This is a genomic window from Gluconobacter sp. Dm-44, assembly GCF_018256175.1.
GTDB lineage: Bacteria > Pseudomonadota > Alphaproteobacteria > Acetobacterales > Acetobacteraceae > Gluconobacter > Gluconobacter cadivus.
Genome location: NZ_JAERLZ010000001.1, coordinates 14,405 through 33,054, shown reverse-complemented (window position 1 = coordinate 33,054; position 18,650 = coordinate 14,405). Strand labels below are relative to the sequence as shown.

General features: G+C 57.8%; 20 protein-coding genes and 1 tRNA gene. 15 read left to right on the top strand and 6 right to left on the bottom strand.

Going from position 1 to position 18,650, the window contains the following annotated elements; all coding sequences use genetic code 11:
• The first annotated feature begins 141 nt into the window (after window positions 1-141).
• Window positions 142-1,680 (top strand): aldehyde dehydrogenase family protein, encoded by a 1,539-nt coding sequence (locus JK213_RS00150; protein ID WP_194261358.1) that lies wholly within the window; start codon window positions 142-144, stop codon window positions 1,678-1,680.
• Between the two features lie 3 nt (window positions 1,681-1,683).
• On the opposite strand, the gene JK213_RS00145 is transcribed toward JK213_RS00150, so the two are convergent.
• The 6 genes from JK213_RS00145 to JK213_RS00120 all read right to left on the bottom strand — a co-directional run bounded on the left by JK213_RS00145 (window position 1,684) and on the right by JK213_RS00120 (window position 6,422).
• Window positions 1,684-2,616, bottom strand: a complete 933-nt coding sequence (locus tag JK213_RS00145) for a retroviral-like aspartic protease family protein (RefSeq protein WP_194261357.1) — start codon at window positions 2,614-2,616, stop codon at window positions 1,684-1,686.
• Between the two features lie 198 nt (window positions 2,617-2,814).
• On the bottom strand, window positions 2,815-4,320 hold the full coding sequence (locus tag JK213_RS00140; protein WP_194263515.1) for an efflux transporter outer membrane subunit: 1,506 nt from the start codon (window positions 4,318-4,320) through the stop codon (window positions 2,815-2,817).
• A gap of 1 nt (window position 4,321) precedes the next feature.
• The gene (locus tag JK213_RS00135) at window positions 4,322-5,233 is read right to left on the bottom strand and encodes an HlyD family secretion protein (RefSeq protein ID WP_194263514.1); all 912 of its coding nucleotides are present in this window, start codon (window positions 5,231-5,233) and stop codon (window positions 4,322-4,324) included.
• 12 nt (window positions 5,234-5,245) lie between these two features.
• Entirely contained in the window at window positions 5,246-5,440 is a 195-nt protein-coding gene (locus JK213_RS00130; RefSeq protein WP_062026972.1) for a DUF1656 domain-containing protein, read from the bottom strand.
• Window positions 5,441-5,631: 191 nt separating this feature from the next.
• Complete coding sequence (locus tag JK213_RS00125; RefSeq protein ID WP_099287713.1) at window positions 5,632-6,066, bottom strand: hypothetical protein; 435 nt, start codon at window positions 6,064-6,066, stop codon at window positions 5,632-5,634.
• 77 nt (window positions 6,067-6,143) lie between these two features.
• Window positions 6,144-6,422, bottom strand: coding sequence for a hypothetical protein (locus tag JK213_RS00120; protein WP_062027183.1), 279 nt, complete (start codon window positions 6,420-6,422; stop codon window positions 6,144-6,146).
• Between the two features lie 86 nt (window positions 6,423-6,508).
• On the opposite strand from JK213_RS00120, the gene JK213_RS00115 reads away from it, so the two are divergent.
• The 14 genes from JK213_RS00115 to JK213_RS00050 all read left to right on the top strand — a co-directional run bounded on the left by JK213_RS00115 (window position 6,509) and on the right by JK213_RS00050 (window position 18,650).
• Window positions 6,509-7,681: an ABC transporter ATP-binding protein gene (locus tag JK213_RS00115; RefSeq protein WP_194263468.1), complete on the top strand. Its 1,173-nt coding sequence runs from the start codon at window positions 6,509-6,511 to the stop codon at window positions 7,679-7,681.
• A gap of 168 nt (window positions 7,682-7,849) precedes the next feature.
• The gene (locus JK213_RS00110) at window positions 7,850-8,887 is read left to right on the top strand and encodes an extracellular solute-binding protein (protein WP_228125674.1); all 1,038 of its coding nucleotides are present in this window, start codon (window positions 7,850-7,852) and stop codon (window positions 8,885-8,887) included.
• On the top strand, window positions 8,887-9,291 hold the full coding sequence (locus JK213_RS00105) for a hypothetical protein (protein ID WP_228125673.1): 405 nt from the start codon (window positions 8,887-8,889) through the stop codon (window positions 9,289-9,291). The genes JK213_RS00110 and JK213_RS00105 overlap by 1 nt, the downstream gene beginning before the upstream one ends.
• A complete protein-coding gene (locus tag JK213_RS00100) occupies window positions 9,288-9,779 on the top strand; it encodes a YcgN family cysteine cluster protein (RefSeq protein ID WP_194263467.1) in 492 nt (163 codons plus the stop codon). Before JK213_RS00105 ends, JK213_RS00100 begins: the two co-directional genes overlap by 4 nt.
• Window positions 9,752-10,468 carry a SprT family zinc-dependent metalloprotease gene (locus JK213_RS00095; protein ID WP_322783077.1) on the top strand — a complete coding sequence of 239 codons (717 nt, stop codon included), beginning with the start codon at window positions 9,752-9,754 and terminating at the stop codon, window positions 10,466-10,468. The genes JK213_RS00100 and JK213_RS00095 overlap by 28 nt, the downstream gene beginning before the upstream one ends.
• A 7-nt stretch (window positions 10,469-10,475) precedes the next feature.
• Window positions 10,476-10,561, top strand: a tRNA-Leu gene (locus JK213_RS00090).
• 34 nt (window positions 10,562-10,595) lie between these two features.
• Window positions 10,596-11,471 (top strand): DUF6538 domain-containing protein, encoded by an 876-nt coding sequence (locus JK213_RS00085; RefSeq protein WP_211571246.1) that lies wholly within the window; start codon window positions 10,596-10,598, stop codon window positions 11,469-11,471.
• 21 nt (window positions 11,472-11,492) lie between these two features.
• Window positions 11,493-12,365 carry a tyrosine-type recombinase/integrase gene (locus JK213_RS16115; protein ID WP_322783027.1) on the top strand — a complete coding sequence of 291 codons (873 nt, stop codon included), beginning with the start codon at window positions 11,493-11,495 and terminating at the stop codon, window positions 12,363-12,365.
• A gap of 210 nt (window positions 12,366-12,575) precedes the next feature.
• The gene (locus JK213_RS00075) at window positions 12,576-12,971 is read left to right on the top strand and encodes a MobC family plasmid mobilization relaxosome protein (RefSeq protein WP_194261751.1); all 396 of its coding nucleotides are present in this window, start codon (window positions 12,576-12,578) and stop codon (window positions 12,969-12,971) included.
• A gap of 32 nt (window positions 12,972-13,003) precedes the next feature.
• Window positions 13,004-14,923, top strand: coding sequence for a hypothetical protein (locus JK213_RS15805; RefSeq protein ID WP_249200365.1), 1,920 nt, complete (start codon window positions 13,004-13,006; stop codon window positions 14,921-14,923).
• A gap of 28 nt (window positions 14,924-14,951) precedes the next feature.
• The gene (locus JK213_RS00065) at window positions 14,952-15,125 is read left to right on the top strand and encodes a type II toxin-antitoxin system Phd/YefM family antitoxin (protein ID WP_194261752.1); all 174 of its coding nucleotides are present in this window, start codon (window positions 14,952-14,954) and stop codon (window positions 15,123-15,125) included.
• Between the two features lie 8 nt (window positions 15,126-15,133).
• Complete coding sequence (locus JK213_RS00060; RefSeq protein ID WP_194261753.1) at window positions 15,134-16,756, top strand: DNA cytosine methyltransferase; 1,623 nt, start codon at window positions 15,134-15,136, stop codon at window positions 16,754-16,756.
• A complete protein-coding gene (locus JK213_RS00055; RefSeq protein WP_194261754.1) occupies window positions 16,756-17,175 on the top strand; it encodes a very short patch repair endonuclease in 420 nt (139 codons plus the stop codon). Before JK213_RS00060 ends, JK213_RS00055 begins: the two co-directional genes overlap by 1 nt.
• Window positions 17,175-18,650, top strand: a complete 1,476-nt coding sequence (locus tag JK213_RS00050) for an ATP-binding protein (protein WP_194261755.1) — start codon at window positions 17,175-17,177, stop codon at window positions 18,648-18,650. Before JK213_RS00055 ends, JK213_RS00050 begins: the two co-directional genes overlap by 1 nt.

The window sequence follows — 18,650 nt, the reverse complement described above, 5'->3', positions numbered from 1 at the left end:
ATCCTAACGCTTTTTCCCCCTTTCACCCAGACTGGAAAATATCCCGCTGTCTGGAGTGGCTGTCTTCGGGATCATCTTGACGTCGGGGTCGTAACGGTTTGTGAATGGGATAACTGCTATGCAATCCAGACAGGAAGAACAATGACTGCCTCTCTCCGCTCCGAAGTCACAACGCTTCTCGACAGCCTTGGCGTGTCGGCTGATCTCTACTCGGGCGGCACTCTGGCTGTCACATCACCTCTGACGGGCGAGCGGATTGCTGAAGTTGCGGAAATCAGCGCGGACGAGGCAAAAGCGACGATCGGCCGTGCGGCAGAGGCGTTCAAGGTCTGGCGCAGGGTTCCGGCACCGCGTCGTGGTGAGCTGGTCCGCCTGCTGGGCGAGGAATTGCGGGCGAATAAGGACGCGCTTGGTCGGCTCGTGACGCTGGAAGTGGGTAAGGTTCCGTCCGAAGGTCTGGGCGAAGTGCAGGAAATGATCGATATCTGCGATTTCGCAGTTGGCCTGTCCCGCCAGCTTTACGGTCTGACAATCCCTTCTGAACGACCGGACCATCGCCTGACGGAACAGTGGCATCCCGTTGGGCCGGTTGGCATCATTTCGGCGTTCAACTTCCCGATCGCAGTCTGGTCGTGGAATGCGGCTCTGGCGCTGGTCTGCGGTGATAGCGTGATCTGGAAGCCTTCGGAAAAGACACCGCTGACTGCGCTCGCCACGCAGGCTTTGTTCCTGAAGGCGGCAGCGCGCTTCGGGAACGATGCACCAGCCGCACTCAGCACATTACTGGTTGGCGGACGCGATATTGGCGAACTGATGGTGGAAGATCGCCGCGTGCCGGTCATTTCCGCAACTGGTTCGACCCGAATGGGCCGCGACGTGGGCGAGCGCGTGGCACGTCGTTTCGGGCGTTCTATTCTGGAACTCGGCGGCAACAATGCGTCCATCGTCACGCCTTCGGCAGATCTGGATCTGACGCTGCGGGCGGTTGCGTTCGGCGCAATGGGAACGGCTGGCCAGCGCTGCACGACATTGCGGCGTCTGTTCGTCCATTCCAGCGTTTACGACACGCTCGTGCCCAAGCTGGTGAATGTCTACAGAAGCATTTCGGTTGGTAATCCGATCGAAGGAACGGCGCTTGTCGGGCCCCTGATTGACGCGGCGTCCTTCACAATGATGCAGGACAGTCTCAAGGCTGCGGCGGATGCGGGCGGTACGGTTCATGGCGGAACCCGCGTCGATGTGAACGGAGAGGCGTCATTTTATGCGCGTCCGGCATTGGTTGAAATGCCGTCTCAGGTGGGGCCGGTTCTGGAAGAGACATTCGCGCCGATCCTGTATGTCATGAAATATGACACGCTTGATGAGGCTATTGCGCTTCAGAACGACGTGGTGCAGGGCCTGTCGTCTTCGATTTTTGCGACCGATATCCGGGAAGTGGAGCAGTTCCTGTCTGCGCGGGGATCGGATTGTGGCATTGCGAACGTGAATATGGGGCCGTCCGGTGCGGAAATCGGCGGGGCGTTCGGCGGTGAAAAGGAGACGGGCGGGGGGCGTGAGTCCGGTTCGGATTCATGGAAGGCCTATATGCGTCGCCAGACCAACGCCATCAATTATGGACGCACCCTGCCGCTGGCGCAGGGTGTGACATTTGACGTGGACGGTGGTTCGTCAGAAGCCTGACCCTCAAGGTTTTCCGGCGGGGAGAGGTGGGGCCTGCTTTTCCTCGCTGGCATGGGTGATGCTGAGCCGGTCATGGGTCGGCGACCAGGGGAGGGCCTTTTCCTCCACATGGCCGGGCGGCGGAACGTAGTCCTCCAGCCAGAGTTTACCGGCCATGGGATTGATCAGGACGTTGAAGTGCTTGAGCACGTCCATCCCAAGAATATTGAACTCCGCATCCGGGACGACATCCAGCGTGATGTTATGCAGGGTATGTGAACCAAGTTGCAGCGTATTGAAGTGATGTCTGTGTCCGAGCAGGACTTCCCCTGCGCCGACACGGATTTCGTCGTCCTGTTTAAGGATGTGTCGTGAAATCCCCATCTTCCGCGCCACCCATTGCTGGATAATGGAGCGGTTGGCGCTCGTATTGATCTGCATGTCCACCTTGTGGCCATCCAGAAGAGCCGTCATCTGATTGAGTTGCGGGGACTCATCATCAATGGATGTCAGGGGAATGGCTGGTCCCGGGTTTTTCAGAAGTGTTCCGATATCCGGGCAATCCGCAGCAGTATCGTAAGTGAAAATACCGATTTTCTGCGAATACCTGTCGATGAGCAGATGGTATTGTCCAAGAATGTCCCATCCGAGATCCATCATCAGAAGCAGGCCATCCGGCGTTTTGGGGGGCCGCTCATTGACTAGCAGGGCTGTCATGTCTTTGAGCACGGATTGACCGATCTGGAGGCTTTCGATCGTGGTGGAATAGTTTCCGCCCGTTCCTGTGACCGACATGGTTCTGACAGGGTCAAGACGGTAAAAATCTAACCCTTTTGCATCCCAGACGCTGGTCCGCGTTGTGAATGTCGAGAAGAAAGAGCCGACATCATGGCCGTTGATCTGGACATGAATGACGGGAGCGCCAGCCGGGTTCAGGAAGGGGAGGACCTCGCTCATGGTGACGCAGTCATGGATGTTTCGCGCGTGTACGGGAGAACAAAGCAGGCAAGTAGCTGCCACGAATGCGGGAATATTGCGCCACAAGGTCAGTCTGCCCATCACTGATCCTTGCTGAGTGGTCAGGGAGTCCTGAACGGATATTGTCGTGTTTCGTCATAAAACCCAAATGGTTTTATGCGATCAATCCACTCAGGACTACCTTGTAAAAGCTCTGACGAAGGCGTTTTGTTGTTTGACTTCGACGGGGAGCCTTGTGTCGGTGAGGGCTTTTCCCTGCCATCCGGCGCCGAGGGCGATGTAGAGGGCGACGGCGTTGCGGACGCGGGCGAGGCGTCCGACGACGGCCTGATCTTCGGCGGACAGGGCGGTCTGTTCGGTCGTCAGCACGTTCAGATAGCCGGTCAAACCGGCTCCGAACAGCTTCTGGGCGCGGTCGCGGGCGAGGCCGGCATCGACGGAGGCCTGGTTCAGCTGCTCGACCAGTTCGGCATTATGCCGCCAGTCTCCCATTGCGTCCTCGACATCCGCAAACGCCTTGAGCACGGTCTTGCGGTAGTTCAGACGGCTACCCTCGGCCTCGGCCCGGGCCTGTGCGATGGCGGCGGTATAACGGCCGCCATGAATGACCGGCAGCGTTGCCATCATCATGAAGCTCCACGCCATGCCACCCGCCTGGAACGCCTGATAGGCGGCGGACGCGTTGGGGTTGAACGTCAGCGGGATCATGAATTTCGGATAGAGGTTCGAGACCGCAATGCCCACGCGCGCAGTATCGGCGGCGTATTCGGCCTCGGCCACGCGGATGTCGGGGCGGTTGGCCAGCACGATCGACGGCAGGCTGTCGGGGAAGCGCGGCAGATCGGGGATTGGGCGGCGCTTTTCCAGCTCTTCCTCAAGCTGGCCCGGCATGTCGCCGACAAGAACGGCGATGGCATGCATCAGCCGCTCTTCCTGCTCGTGCAACGGGGCCAGACGGGCGCGTTCGAGATGTTCTTCCGTCTGCGCCTGCGCCACGGCCAGCGTGTTGCCGAGACCGTGGGTGTAGAGCTTTTCGGTCAGTTCGCGCGAGCGCACGGCCACGTCGATGGCGCGCTCGGTCACGGTCAGACGCTCCTGCACCGAGCGCAGTGTTACATAGTCCGTCGCCATCTCGGCCAGCAGGGCCAGGAGAACGCCCCGACGGTTCTCGATCGATTCCTCGACGATCCGCTTGCGCTCTTCCACCTGCCGGGCGATGTGCCCGAACAGATCGACTTCCCAGGTCGCCCGCGCGCCATAGGTCAGGACCGAGGCTTCGGGGCGGTTGGCCGGATTGCCCGGACGCAGCGGCCAGTTGTCGATATTGATCGAGTAGCGGTCATCGCCACCACCTGCGGCCACGTCGAGCTGCGGATACCAGGCCGACTGGGCCTGCCTGCGGACGGCGCGTTCGGCAATGATGTGCTGCGAGGCGATCTGCAGGTCGTAATTGCCCTTGATCGCCTGATCCACCAGCTCGTTGAGCATGGGGTCGTGGAACTGTGACCACCAGTCCTTCATGTCCGCTGCCGACTGCGCCAGCGCATCGGCCGTGGCGGGATGGGGCTGCTCGACGAAGGCGTCGGGCACCTTGATCCGGTCCGGCGTGAAGTTCGGCCCCACCGTACACGCCGTCAGCGACAGACAGGTACTCAGGGCAAGGGTCAGGAATTTGCGGGACATGTCAGAGGTGGTTCTGCAGCCAGGTGGTCAGACGCCCGCGCGCGCCCGGCGTTTCGCGCCCGATCGTCACCGTGGCCGTCATGCCGGCCGCCAGCGTGATGTTCGGCGGTACGCTGTCGAGTTCCAGACGCACCGGAATACGCTGAGCCAGACGCACCCAGGTGAAGATCGGATTGACGTCCGGCAGGCCCAGCTTGTCGGACACGCCGTTCTGGTCGTTGATGCCGCGACCGATACTGACGACATGCGCCATGAGGATCTGTTTGTAGCCCATCAGCTTGATGCGGGCTTCGTCCCCCACATGCACACCGTGCATCTTCGTTTCTTCGAAATAGCCGTTGATCCAGAAGCTGTGTGCGTCGATCACGGCCATGCCGGGTTGCCCGGCATGGGCGTAGTCGCCCACGCGCAGGTTCAGGTTGGTGATGTAGCCGTCTACCGGCGAATAGACCGTGGAGCGCTGGAGGTTCAGCAGCGCCGTATCCAGCTCGGCTTTGGCCGCGTTGACCTTGGCGCGCTGGGTTTCAACATTGGAGTTGAAGTCTTCCTGCTCTTCCGCCGAGACGATGCCGCCCAATCCCATACGGCGCTTGGCGTCGGAGGTCCGGAGCTTCAGGTCTTCTTCGGCTCCAGCCAGACGGGCGCGGGCGGCGTCGATGTCGAGACGGAAGCGCACCGGATCGAGGACGAAGAGCGGATCGCCTTTATGAACGAACTCGTTGTCCACGACTGGCACGGCCACGACCGTGCCCGAAACTTCAGGGGCGGCGTCCACGACATAGACGCGCACGCGGCCGTCACGGGTCCAAGGGGCGAGGACATAGATGTCCCACATCGTCCGTCCCAGGCCGATGGCGAGCGCCAGCACCACAAGGGTCAACAGGACACGGATTACACTGCGGGTCCAGTTCATCGCTGACCCCTCCTATACGTAAAGGATGAGCAGACAGAGAACACAGACATAGAGCGCTATTTCAAAGAGAGCGACGTGCCAGAACCATCCCAGAGCGCCCGTGCGCCACAGAAGACTTCTCAGCAGTAACGTTACAAAGACCGCCGCTACGGCATAAATGGAAAGCGGAGCAACGAAAACGCCAAACAGGTTAACTTCAGCCAGCATCAGAAGCCAGCTCCAGCGTCAACCATCAGACTGCCAAACGCCAGACTGTAAGACAACTCGCCCACAACGCTCCTCAATCAAACACAACGACTCCCCCTCAAATAATGAGGGGGTTGTGTTCTGGAGACGTGCTTACGCCATTACGCTGGGGCTGACTATACGGCTTAGGCCAATATCAGCCACAAAATGTCTTATTTCCGAAGGCCGAGGATATTACGCACCAGATCCAGTATACGCCTGAACGTGAAACGCCCGGCGGGACCAAAAACAACGCCTGTCAGGGCCGCCATGGCAACGGACTGCTTGAGCTGTGCCAGCTTACGGTCACGACGGATGCGCGCTTCGATTGCGACAGGGTCCGGAATGGAGCGAGCCGCAAGAAGTCCGAAGATCAGGACGAACAGAAGATCCACACCCATGACGCAGAGCGCGGAAGCCACATAGCCCAGTCCGACCACATCAATGAAAAATGCCCACAGGAACCCGTGAAACGAGATCGCCGCGAACATCAGAAAGACTGCTGCAACAACACCGTAAGCGACTCTGCGGCCGATTCGCATGGCAGAGCGGGAAAGGATCTGTCCCTGGGCAGCAAGGACATCCTGTCCGAGTTCAATGGGCTTCATGGGAAATCGTTTGCCTCTTCTTCAGGACGGAGCCGGACGCAATGCCGTCCGTCTCCTGCCTGGAAAGAACCGGGCTGTTACTTGGAGAAACGGCCGGCAAGGAAACCGACAACGGCCGAAATCAGGACGGCTGCGATCGGACGCGCCCGCACACGCGTCGAAACATTTTCAATTTCATGATCCGTGATTTTGCGGGCATTTGCAACGGCATGATCCGTACGGTCCGCTGCGTCGAGCAGGGCGGGATTGATGCGGTTGTTCAGGAGTTCCTGCAACTGGGTCCGCAGACCGTCGATCTGAGCCTGCGTGGTCTCGGTTGCAACTTCAATGTTATCCTTGACGCTTTTACGGCTCATGTTCAAACCCCTTCTTCAGTATCAGGTCAGATCCGTTCTGGCCTGATTTTGTTTCGCTCATAACGGTCCATTCTCCCAGAGGTTGCATGTCAGGCCTGTCAGGCGCTCCCCGCATGGCTCCCAAGCAGAGGAGCACTCGCCCCTCCCGCCCCAAAGCCGTCGTGCAGCCCGTGCTGGACATTGTCGGCCTACGCGCTGCCATTGACGCACCGCCCGTCGATCTGTCGCTCCAGCCCGGCGCGACTCTGACCCTTTTCGGCAACCAGCCTGCGGCCCTGTCGCGCCTTTTGGACGTGCTGGCAGGATTCCTGCCCCATCTGGGCGGCACCATCATGGTCAATGGCGACGATGTGACGTCCCGGCCGCCCGCAGAAAGGCGCATGCGGATCGTGAGTCCGCGGGACCCGCTGTTTCCGCATCTGAACCTGCGCGACAATATCGCCTTCAGCCTGCGCGCGAACGGGAAAGGCAAAACGGAGGCCCAGGCCGCCGCCGGACGGATGATCTCGCTCATGGGACTGGATGGTCATGCTGACCTGCGCCCGGCTGAACTGAATGCGGAGCATTCCCTGCGCGTCAGACTGGCGCGCGCCCTGATCACTTCGCCTGACGTCCTGCTTCTTGACGACCCGCTCCATGCCCTTGATCCACATGCCGCACGCCGCATTCCGATCCTGCTGGGCACCCTCTCCCGCGCCCTGAACCTCAGTATCATCCATGCTGTCTCACGTCGTGAGGATGCCCTGCGCTCCGGCGGTGCCATCGCGGTTTTTCAGGATAATGTGCTTTTGCAATGCGCCGACGCTGCCCGTCTCTATGACCGTCCCGCCTGCGTTGAAGTCGCAACCCTTTTCGGCGAGACAAACACGCTGACAGGACAGGTGCTGGACATCGGTGATGACGTGGCCCGCATTCATCTGGCCTGCGGCGGGATCGTGGACGCCATGGTTTCCGAAGATCTGAGCGAGGGGCAGGAATGTCTTGTCTGCGTTCGCCCGGACCGGATATCGCCCTTTTTCGGTCCCCAGAGCCTTGGCATGGACGACGACGGAGACACACCCGTGCGGGGCGTGCTGACCGACAGTACCCATCTCGGCGACCATATCCGCATGCGCGTCCGCTGTGCGGAAGGGACGGAAATCGAACTGCGCCGCCCCCCGCTTCAGGCCCAGAAAATCCCGGCATCGGGCACCTCCGTACAGCTTGCCTGGCCTGCTGCTCATGCGACAGCCTTTCCGCTGAGTGCCGGGATGTATTAAACTACGCCCGTTCTGTCCGAGTGTAATCGGACAGCCCCTTTCGGACACCTGAATTTTTCTGAGGATCCTCTCGTTCTGACCCGGCCCGCCTTCCCTTTGCGACATGTCTTTTGGACATCTGGTCGGATCTCCCGCAGGAGCCTTCCGCTTCGGGCGTCTTTGTGCGCGTTGCTGATTCTGTCATCGCTAAATTCGACAGTGCAGGCCGCCTCGCCCCATCAGAGCGGTGGTATCGGCACGTTTCTGACGTCTGTCGGGCGCGACATTACATCCGTTTTCGTGCCCGCACCGGCCTCCGCCCATGGGCACAGACGCGTTCGCCACGTTCGCAAACCCGTCCATCGTCCAGAACCCGGCTTCGGTGTTCCGCAAGGAACGATCGCAGCGCACGCCCTGACTTCCGCCAACACCGCGCTGCCTCTGGTAGAATGGGACGGTAAGACCAGCACCCTCCAGACTGCGATGCAGGCAGCAAAACCCGCATGGATGGCCGTCCTCGTCACCGGGACGCAATTGGCTCAGTCCTGTGAAGGCAAATGGGTTCGTCCGATAGATAACACTTCCACCTGCGGCATTCCCGGAGGCGTGAGCGACATCGCCCTCACCTGGGATCGCTCACGGCTGACAGCAGCCCCAAACTGGCAGGATTTCTGGGATGTGGCCCGCCATCCGGGACGACGGGGGTTGCATTTTGGCGCCCGGACAACACTGGAAATCGCTTTGCTGGCTGACGGCGTTGCGCCACAGAATATCTATGCAACGCTTTCGACGCCAACCGGCGTGGAGCGTGCGTTCCGCAGACTGGACTTGCTGCGCCCCTATATCGTATGGTGGGAAACACCGGCCGATGCCGCCCGCATCATGGAACAGAGCGGCGCCCTTATGCTGAGCGCACCCGCCACTGAAGTCACCAGCGTGAGTGCGCGCGCTCCATCCGGCCCGGCGACATCACTGTTCGTTGCCGGAACACAGAATGTGCTCCGCTCGCCCCTTTTCTGGGCCATTCCCATTAATGTTTCCGCCGAAAGCGCCCACCGGGCCCTTGAGCAACTCCGGATGCACGCGCCTCATCTGGAAGACATGCCCACGCCCGTTCCTCCAGAAGCGGCTCCCACGTTCCTGACGGTCAGCGACACCTTCTGGTCCCTGCATGGCGACGCGCTCGAACAGCAGTTCGCGGCACATTTCGCTCCCCGGACGCCCTGATGGCCCTCGCGCTCCGCCTTAATCTTCCCTCGATCCTGACAGGGCTTCTGGGAGCCTGTGCGCTGATCGCACTCCTCATGCGCGTTCTTCCAGCTTCCGTTCTGCGCCGTCTGGGACTGATCCTGCTTCTGCCCGGACCGGGGCTGGCCCTTGCAATGGCCAGTCTTCATTCTGTTCCGGGATGGCTCGAAGGACTACTCATCGCCCCCGCAGTCGCTTTTCCCATTGGGGCAACTCTTTTGACTCTTCCTCCCGGCACGACCCGCGCCGCCATCGGTCTGGGCGCAGACCTGCCGACACGCCTGCGCCTAATCTGGTTTCCGCTTTTGTTGCCGTCCGTTGTTCTTTCCCTTCTTCTGGCGACCGCTTTCTGTGTCACCTGTGCCCTGCTGGACCATCCATGACGTCTCCCTCCGCACCTTTCTGGCAAACCGTTCCTCTGGATCAGATGTCCTCCGAACAGTGGGAATCCCTCTGTGACGGCTGTGGTAGGTGCTGCCTCAACAAGCTGCGCGACGAAGATACGGAAGAGGTGATTTACACAGACGTTGCCTGCCGCCTTCTCGACACCCATACCTGCCGTTGCACCGACTACGCCGACCGTCACCGCAAAGTCCCGGACTGCGTGACCCTGACCCCAGCCCTTCTGGCCGAAATCGACTGGCTTCCGCCCAGTTGCTCCTATCGCCTGCTGCGCGACGGCTTTGATCTCCCCGACTGGCATCCGCTGCGCACGGGGAACGACAAAGGCGTCCACAGTTCCGGTGCATCCGTTCAGGACCGCTGCGTCAGCGAACGTCGCGCAGGCCCTCTGGAAGACCATCTGGAAGACTGGCCCGGCGAATGGCCGGACCGCTCGCCGCTGTGTCAGGTCCTGAAGCACAAGGGCTGACATCCATGCTCCCCCCGACCGTTCCACTGATCTGGAAGCGTTCGGCACGGGCCAGACGCATCACCCTGCGGATCGAACCAGTCCGCGGCGAAGTCATCGTCACGGTTCCCCAGACTGTCACCAAAGACCGGGCTCTGGCTTTCGTTCACCAACAGACAGAATGGATCGCAAGAGCCCTTGCGGCATTGCCGGAAAAACCTGCACTAACAGACGGTTCTCACGTCCTGATCGACGGGCACCACGTTCCGATTCTTCATGACCCCACGGCCAGACGTGGATGCTGGCTTGATACAGACGGGCTCCACGTGAGCGGAGATGCTTCCCATACAACCCGTCGCGTCCGCGATTTTCTTCAGATTCTGGCAAAAGAACGTCTGACCCAGACACTTCAGGCCCATTCCGAAACAATGGTTCTGTATCCCACCCGCCTCGACCTGCGCGAGGTCCGAACGCGCTGGGGAAGCTGTACGAAACAGGGCCGGATCATGCTCAGCTGGCGCCTGCTAATGGCGCCTACGAATATTCAGGATTATGTCATCATCCACGAACTGGCGCACCTGAAACACTTCAACCATGGCTCCGACTTCTGGGCTCTGGTGGACAGTTTTATTCCCGAAGGACGCATTGGACGTCTTGCAGCGGAACGCTGGTTGAGAGAAAACGGTACCGCTCTTCTGCGCGCAGCATGAGAGCTGTGCGAGCTTGGCGGAATGGTAGACGCACGAGACTTAAAATCTCGAGTCCGCAAGGACGTGCGGGTTCGAGTCCCGCAGCTCGCACCACACAACTCTCTGATTTCATTGGAAATGTGAGGATATGACCCGCAATCTGCGGGTTGGTTCTCCAAAGCTCTTCTCCAAAATCTGGAGAAGCTTCGTGCTCAAGCAAGTTGGTTCACGATTCCACTTCCGCCGTGTGGTGCCGGAGGCACTTCGTCCGATTCTCGGAAAAAGCGAGATCTGGATCTCGCTGGGAACAGCAGGCAAAGTTGAAGCCCGACGTCGCGCGGCAGAGCTGCATGCGCAAACAAGTGATTTGTTCAGAGGACTTCGCAGCGTGAGCCGTTCAAAACCACCTTCTGAAACCTCAACGCCCTCTCCAAACGATAGCGCAGCTTTCATGCAGCAACACGGCTTCAAGACGAAAGACGATGCCTACTGTGCTCTGCTGGATAAATACGAAGACATGCTGGCAACACAGGAGACAATTCGAAAGAATGACGTCTCGTCAGCGGAGATGGCCGGACAAATAAAATACTACAAAAGCGTGATGCAACACGCTCACGACGTCCGCACCTTGAGTGCAGGTGTCGAAAAGGTCATTGCGGTCGCGCTCGACAGCCAGAATCATATGACGGCGATAATCCGAAAACTGATCGAAGCCTCCCATATCAGCGCCGCTGAGAAGAAGGGTCTTGAGAACGAAATCAAGCGTCTTCATGAAACGCTCCTGAGTGCCTTCACCAAAGCCCTCGACAGTCGTAGTGCTACAACCGAAGCCTCAGCGCCTGCGACCAGTGAAGCTAACACAAAGCCTAAAAAGGTCACCGCAACACCGAAGACACGGCCTGCAACTTTATTAACAGAGGCTCTCAACCGCTTTTTGAACAGTAAGCCTGCCAAAAGCCTCGAAACTCAGAGAGACACCAGCAGAACCGTGGCGCTTTTCATCGAAGCATTCGGTGACCTGTAGATACGGAACATCGATGGAAAAGTGGCCGGTGATTTCAGGGATGTTTTGTTCTCGCTGCCTGCCTCACATGGCAAGACCAAGAACCTGTCCCTGCAAGAAGAAATCGAAAGAGCCGCTTCTCACGATGTGCCAACACTGAGCGCGAAGACTGTGAAGAACCACTTCATGCGCCTGTCCTCACTCTGGAACGACCTCTTGCGCCGAGACATGGTTGAGAAAAACCCTTGGGGAAATTGGGACTTCAATCTGACCAAGAAGAACCCGCGTCGCGCCTGGACAGCAGAGGAGATGGGCAAACTTCTGCAAACGCCATGGCCGGTGTGCAGTATTCCTGCCGATACTTTCAAAGGCATCACAATGGTCGCCGCTTACAGCGGGATGCGCTTGGGAGAAATCTGCAATCTCCGCAATGAGGACATTCAGACTATCGATGGCGTTCTATGCTTCCGCATTTGTGCCCATCCTGAAGACAGCTGGTCGCCTAAGACTGAGGCTGGAGAACGTCTCGTGCCTATCCACTCCGCCCTCCTCGACTGGGGCATTCTGAATTTCCAGAAGACGGGCGAGAAATATCTCTTCTCTGAGTTGAAGACATCAACGGATGGCAATCGTGGTGCTGACTTCAGTCGAGCATTTTCCCGCTACAAAACCATGATGGTGCTTCCTCCAGCCATTACGTTCCATGGATTCCGGCATACTGTCTCAACACTTCTGCGCAACCAGAATAGCGATATTCGCGAAATCTGGATTGATGCCCTGCTGGGACATGAAGCCAGCCATAAAAGTCAGGGAGCCACGACATATCTGAGCGGTATTGAGATGCAGAACCTCAAGCGGACGGTCGAATCGATTCAATATTCATCTTTCGTATTCCAAAAATTCGGCGTTTCTTGAATATATCTTTAGTGAAAATTTCTTATATTTCCTTACAAATAAATCCTTATTTGAAAATTTTTAGCGTTCATTTCTGAAATCCAATCCTCGAATTGGTATCCTGTTCTTCAGAGGTTCTTCTGTCTTCAGCCAGCAGTGCTTCGTGGCTACCCACGAAACAACTGGCAAGGGGGAGTTCCCCCGTTGACCCCCAGACCAGAACGTCCCGCCATGCGTGATCCTTTATCCTCATCTCGTATCCGCTCTTCTCGTCTGTCCGTCCGAGCCTCGCCTGACGAGCTGGAACGCTGGAGCCAGACCGCCCGGTTTCTCGGCCACGCCACAACCGCTGACTGGGTCCGGACATTGTTGCAGGATGCGGTTCTGTCTCACTATTGCGGCGGAAAGGTCAGTCATGAGCTCCGTCAGTTGCGTGGCGAGCTGGGACGGATTGGCAACAACCTGAACCAACTCGCTCACGCTGCTCATCTCGGTGACGCCGTTGCCTGTGGTGACACGTTACAGGATATCGACCGGCTGAAAGACCGGACCGATCACCTGTTGCGAGGTTTGCGTCCGGTTCGTGTCCAGAGGGTCCGGTCTGTTTCCGTTCCTCTCATGCACTGAACCAATAGTCATATTCTCGCAGGTGCGACGCCATGATTGTTCAGGAAAGCCGGATCAAAACCAGGAGCGGACATCAGGCTGTCTCACGACATGTCCTGTCTGGCTCGAAAAATGAAACCATTCGCATTCTGTCCGGGAGCGACTACCTGCTGAAAGACTGGATGAAAGAAGCGAAACGCGAAGGCATCCGCTATGGCCTGCGTCATATTGCCTTCAACCCGTCCGAACCGATGAGTGATGAGCAACTTGCTCATTTCGCCAACCAGATCTGTCTGGAACTGGGCCCTGACCCCGACCGCATGACACTCGTCATCCATCAAAAAGACGGCAGCACCCACGGTCATCTGCTTTTACCCGAATGGCAGGAGGATCACGTCCTCAGCAGTAAATTTACATGGCAGCGCCTGGAAAAGATTGCTCGTCTGGAAGAACTGCGGCTGGATCATGCCCTCGTTCCCGGACGGCACGATAAAGCGATCGCGAAAGCCCTGAGAGGGGCCGGGAACTCCGAGGCGGCGGACAAGATTGCTTCCATGGTTTCCGCAAACGGATTTTCTCCTCCGGTCTCGGTGTACACATCGCAGGCCCAGAGGATGACAGAACGTCAGAGCTTTGACCTACCTGCGGCCAGACAGGAAATTATGGCGTTCTGGCAGAACTCTGGAAATAACCTGAAGACGTTTCGCCGCTTCCTGAAAACAAAGAAGTGGCACATGCGACCGGGAGACCGCACGGACCGGCGACGGGAAGCGCATGTCATCGAAACAGACGATGGCATGCTGATCGGGTCATTCACACGGCTGACGAAAGTCCGCATGAAGGATTTCCGTATTCTGCTGGAAGAAGAGGCGTCCAGGCCATCACCTGTAGATCTTCGACCTGTCGTCAAACGGCTGGAACGACTTGAAACCCGGCATCGTCAGCGTGCAGACCGAAGACATGTCGTGAAAGATCTGATCTGGGATCCCCTAGCCTCATTATCCGCCTTGGATCGACAGAGGCTCCGTGAGCATGGACGAAAAGAAGTGAACGCTATTCAAAAGCGACTGCCGTCCATCGGCTCGTCTCGGCATCCCGGACAGTTCAGCGAAGGATTCCAGATCTATCTGAAGGACTGGAAACAAGAGATGCAGGCTGCCCGAACCGTCCTGAACGCCCGGCATCCCTTGGAACGGCGCTACGGGCCGGAAAGTCCTCTCGATATCCAGACCGACTGCATCGTGCGGATGATGAAGGAAGGATGGAGCAGACTGAAGCATGCCCATCAGGCCGTTGCCCGGGCGCGACAGGATCTGAATGAACTGGAAGCCCGGAAAAGCCTGTTCTCCCGGAAGAGTAGAATTTCCGAAGCGGAAGAACAGTACCGCCAGGCCCTGTCCCAGCTGGCCGAGATCCTGCGCTATCTCGTCCAGTTCATTCTGTATCACCTAGGACTGAGCAGTCAGAGTCCTGACCCGATCCAGATTCCGGTGCCAACAGAACGGGAAGCGACATGGCAGGACTATCTGCAAGACAGGCGTGAGTTGCTTCAGACTCTGCTGAATGAGAGAACCCGTCGCGTCTGGATCAAAGATCGCTGCCGGGAGGCGGAGCACAAACGGGCTCAGGTCATTGCACAATGGCATGCGGACCGTGTGCTGGACTGTGATCAGGCACAGCAGACCATTGCTAGGCTTGAGCAACTGGCCCGGCTTTCATGGTCGCTTCCAGAGGACATTCGCTTTGCGGTCAGAGATCTGAAACGGCAGGGGCAGTTCCAAGCAGCCTTGAGAGAACTGGATCGCTTTTACGACAGGAACACTCTTGTCTCTTCGCCGTCCGATCATTGTGCTGACGTCAATCGGTCAGATTGCGCACACCATGTGGTCACACAGGGAAACAAGAAAGCTGAGGCCGTAGATTGTTCTGAGGCAGTGTCAAAACTCAGTTGCCAGGACGTCCCGAGTCACTAAAATGGCTCATGCTTGAGGAACAGACTACATGCAAACCATGTCCGCAAAGGACACCAAAAACAGTTCCAAGCTGCCGCTCGAGTGGGCCAAAGTGAAATCTGTCCAAGTGGAAAAGCACGGCAGCTCTGTCGCCGTAAGCGTAGAAGAGTTTCAGCGCCTATCACTTACCTCTGGTGCAATACTCGAAAAAACCGAGGAGTGACCATAGACATGCTTGCAATTGAACCTATCAGCGAAAAGTTTCCAGCCCGAGCTGATAGCATTACGGACCAGCTCTGCCCGTCGTGGCTGGGCGCAGCGTTCCCTATAGTCGATGTATTTGCAGGCCCCGGCGGCCTCGGCGAAGGCTTCTCCCTCAGCTCGAATGAGAAAGGCAGGTCCTGCTTCAAGAGCGTAGTTTCCATCGAGAGAGACATATTTTCGCATCAGACACTGCTTCTCCGCCATTTCATCCGTCAGTTCCGGGTGGGCGAAGCGCCAGACGAATACTACACCTTCCTCAAAGGCGGAATGACCTGCGAGGAGATGTATCGTCTCCATCCGGAAGCCTATGCCCATGCGGCTTCATCGGCGTTGCGGATTTCGCTTGGACCGGAATCCCGCACTGAGGTGAAGAAAATCATCCGCAATCGCGTTGGCTCGAGCCGCCGATGGGCACTCGTCGGAGGACCGCCATGCCAAGCATATTCGCTGGTCGGACGTTCCCGCATGATGGGCCGCAAAGACTTTGCAGAGGATGAGCGGCACACCCTGTACTTGGAATATCTCCAGATCATAGTCGATCACCGGCCGCCGGTGTTCGTTATGGAGAATGTAAAGGGACTGCTTTCCGCGACCATCAATGGCAAGTCGGCGATCACCCGGATCGTTCGCGATCTTTCACATCCCGGAACCGCTATTCCCGGAACGCCGGACGATCTCTCCTATAAGCTTTATTCGCTTACCGAGCAGGATATGGCGGAAGGAGATGTAGACCCGCGCCTCTTCGTGATCCGCGCTGAAGAGTATGGCATCCCGCAGGCGCGGCACCGAATGTTCATTGTCGGCATTCGCGGCGACCTAAAAGTCCGTCCGGGATCGCTCAAAAAGATGATCGCACCCACCGTTCAGGAGACGATAGGGTCACTGCCTTCCATACGCAGCGGCCTCTCAAAAACGAAAGACAGCCCCACTGCTTGGCTCAGTGAGCTTCAAGCTATCTCAACCATGAACATCCGCCGTCAACTCAATGGCGCGGTCTATGCTGGCGATATTGCGAAGGCGCTGGATTCCCGCAATCTGACTAAGGTTAGTTCCCCTCGCGCGATATCGTCGTCCCGATACATTATGCGCAAGCCTGCGCATAATGTATTGCGAAGCCTCTACGACAGCAGACTGTCTGTGCTGACAGCACATGAAGCGAGAAGCCATATGGCGTCCGACCTCCGTCGCTATCTTTATGCTGCAACATTTGCGGAAAAGACCGGACGCAGCCCGAAGCTGGCCGATTTCCCAACGAGCCTGCTGCCCGACCATAAGAATGTCGAGGAAGGTCGATCAGGCAAGATGTTTTCGGACAGGTTCCGGGTGCAGCTCGCAGACCATGTTGCGACGACCATCACGTCCCACATCTCGAAGGATGGCCATTACTTCATCCACTACGATCCGGCTCAGTGCCGCAGCCTGACAGTACGCGAAGCAGCGCGACTCCAGACATTCCCGGACAACTACTTCTTCGCAGGGCCGCGCACAGAGCAGTATCATCAGGTCGGCAACGCCGTGCCGCCGCAGCTCGCCAGACAGATTGCGGATATCGTCGCCGAAGTGCTTCACGCCGTACCGGATGGCCAGTGATGGCGGACACGATTTCAGCAGAGCGTCGAAGCTGGAACATGTCGCGGATCAGGGGACGCGACACCGCCCCTGAAATACGGCTCCGATCACTGCTGCATCGTGTTGGCTTTCGGTTCCGGCTTCATACTAAAGACCTGCCCGGCAAGCCCGATATCGTTCTTCCAAAATACCACACCGTCATCTTTGTTCATGGCTGTTTCTGGCACCGGCATGAAGGATGCCGGAATGCGACCAAACCCTCTACCAGAACCGAATTCTGGCAGGCGAAGTTCGATGGGAACGTAGCAAGGGACAAACGGAACAAGGCCGCACTTGAGGCGGCAGGCTGGACCGTCATCACCGTCTGGGAATGCGAGCTAAAAGCTAATGCCGACCGGCTCGTGCATCAGCTCTCCAACGAAATACGAAAGGCAACCTGATGGCAAGACCTGAACGTCTGCCGCCAAGTGCGGCCTGCCTCTCAGCCTCAATGCGCGATCTGGGCTACTCGCTTGAAGCAGCGGTGGCAGATCTGATTGACAACAGCATTTCCGCCGACGCATCGAAAATTGATATTTTCTGTGAACCATCAGTTCTACAGCCTGTCCTCGTCATTCTGGATGACGGACGCGGCATGGACGCAGCCGAGCTTTTGGCGGCTATGCGGCACGGAGCCATGAACCCTCGCACAGAGCGATCCCCCAACGACTTGGGCCGGTTCGGGCTTGGTCTTAAAACCGCTTCTTTCTCTCAATGCCGGTCCCTGACCATCGTGAGCGCAAAGGATGACAGCCTGTCCGGGGCTGAATGGAACCTCGACGTCATCGATGAGACGGATGACTGGATTCTGAACATTCTTGACGAAAAGGATATTGATGCTCTTCCCTATGTGAGCCAGCTTGGCGCACACGGCACCGCAGTCATCTGGCGGGAAATGGATCGCCTTCTGGAGGATGAAACCGGCAACCGACGAGATGAGATCGTCAACGAGAAGCTGGACGTTCTAGAGAAGCATCTGGCACTCGTCTTTCACCGTTTCCTAGCCGGTGAAATCCGGGGGAGGAGCCGTATCGCGATCAGCGTGAATGGACATTCCGTCGAAGCCTTTGATCCCTTCTGCCGCAAAAACACCCACACCAGACACCTCCCAGAAGAGATCGTTCGGATCGGTTCAGCAGCGGTGCATCTGCAACCTTACATCCTGCCGCACCACTCAAACCTGACAGCCCGCGAATACGACTTCTATCAGAACCGCAGCGCCTTCATTTCCAATCAAGGAGCCTATATCTACCGCAACAGCAGGCTGATGGCATGGGGTGACTGGTTCCGGCTGATACCGAAGGGAGAAGCGACCAAGCTGGCGCGTGTTCAAATCGACTTTCCGAACAGCCTTGATGAGGCATGGACTATTGACATCAAGAAGTCTCGATCCCGTCCCCCGCTGCCAGTACGGGAACGCCTTCGGCAGATTATCGCCCAAGTCTCAGGTGCAAGCACAACCGTTCATCGGGGACGCGGCCAGAAGCTTTTCCATGAGGTCATCGCCCCGCTGTGGGAGCGATATGCCGACAAGACCGGCATTCGGTATGCCCTGAACGGGATGCATCCGCTGGCACAGCGCCTATACGAGAAACTTGACGGCGAAGGTGTGCGTCATCTCGATCTTCTGCTGAAAGCAGTTTCAGCATCGCTGCCCGTCGAGATGATCTACTCAGATTATTCGACTCATCCCCGCGACGTGACCCAGATGCCGCAGGTCGATGACGTGAAAGAACGCCTTGACGACCTCAGGTACGCTCTGTGGGGTGACGGACCAGGGAACGCGGACGCATTCAGGGATATTGTCAGATCGACACGATTATTTGACGATCACGGAGAGATCGTTGAGAATTACATTCAAGGGAGATTTTCTTGA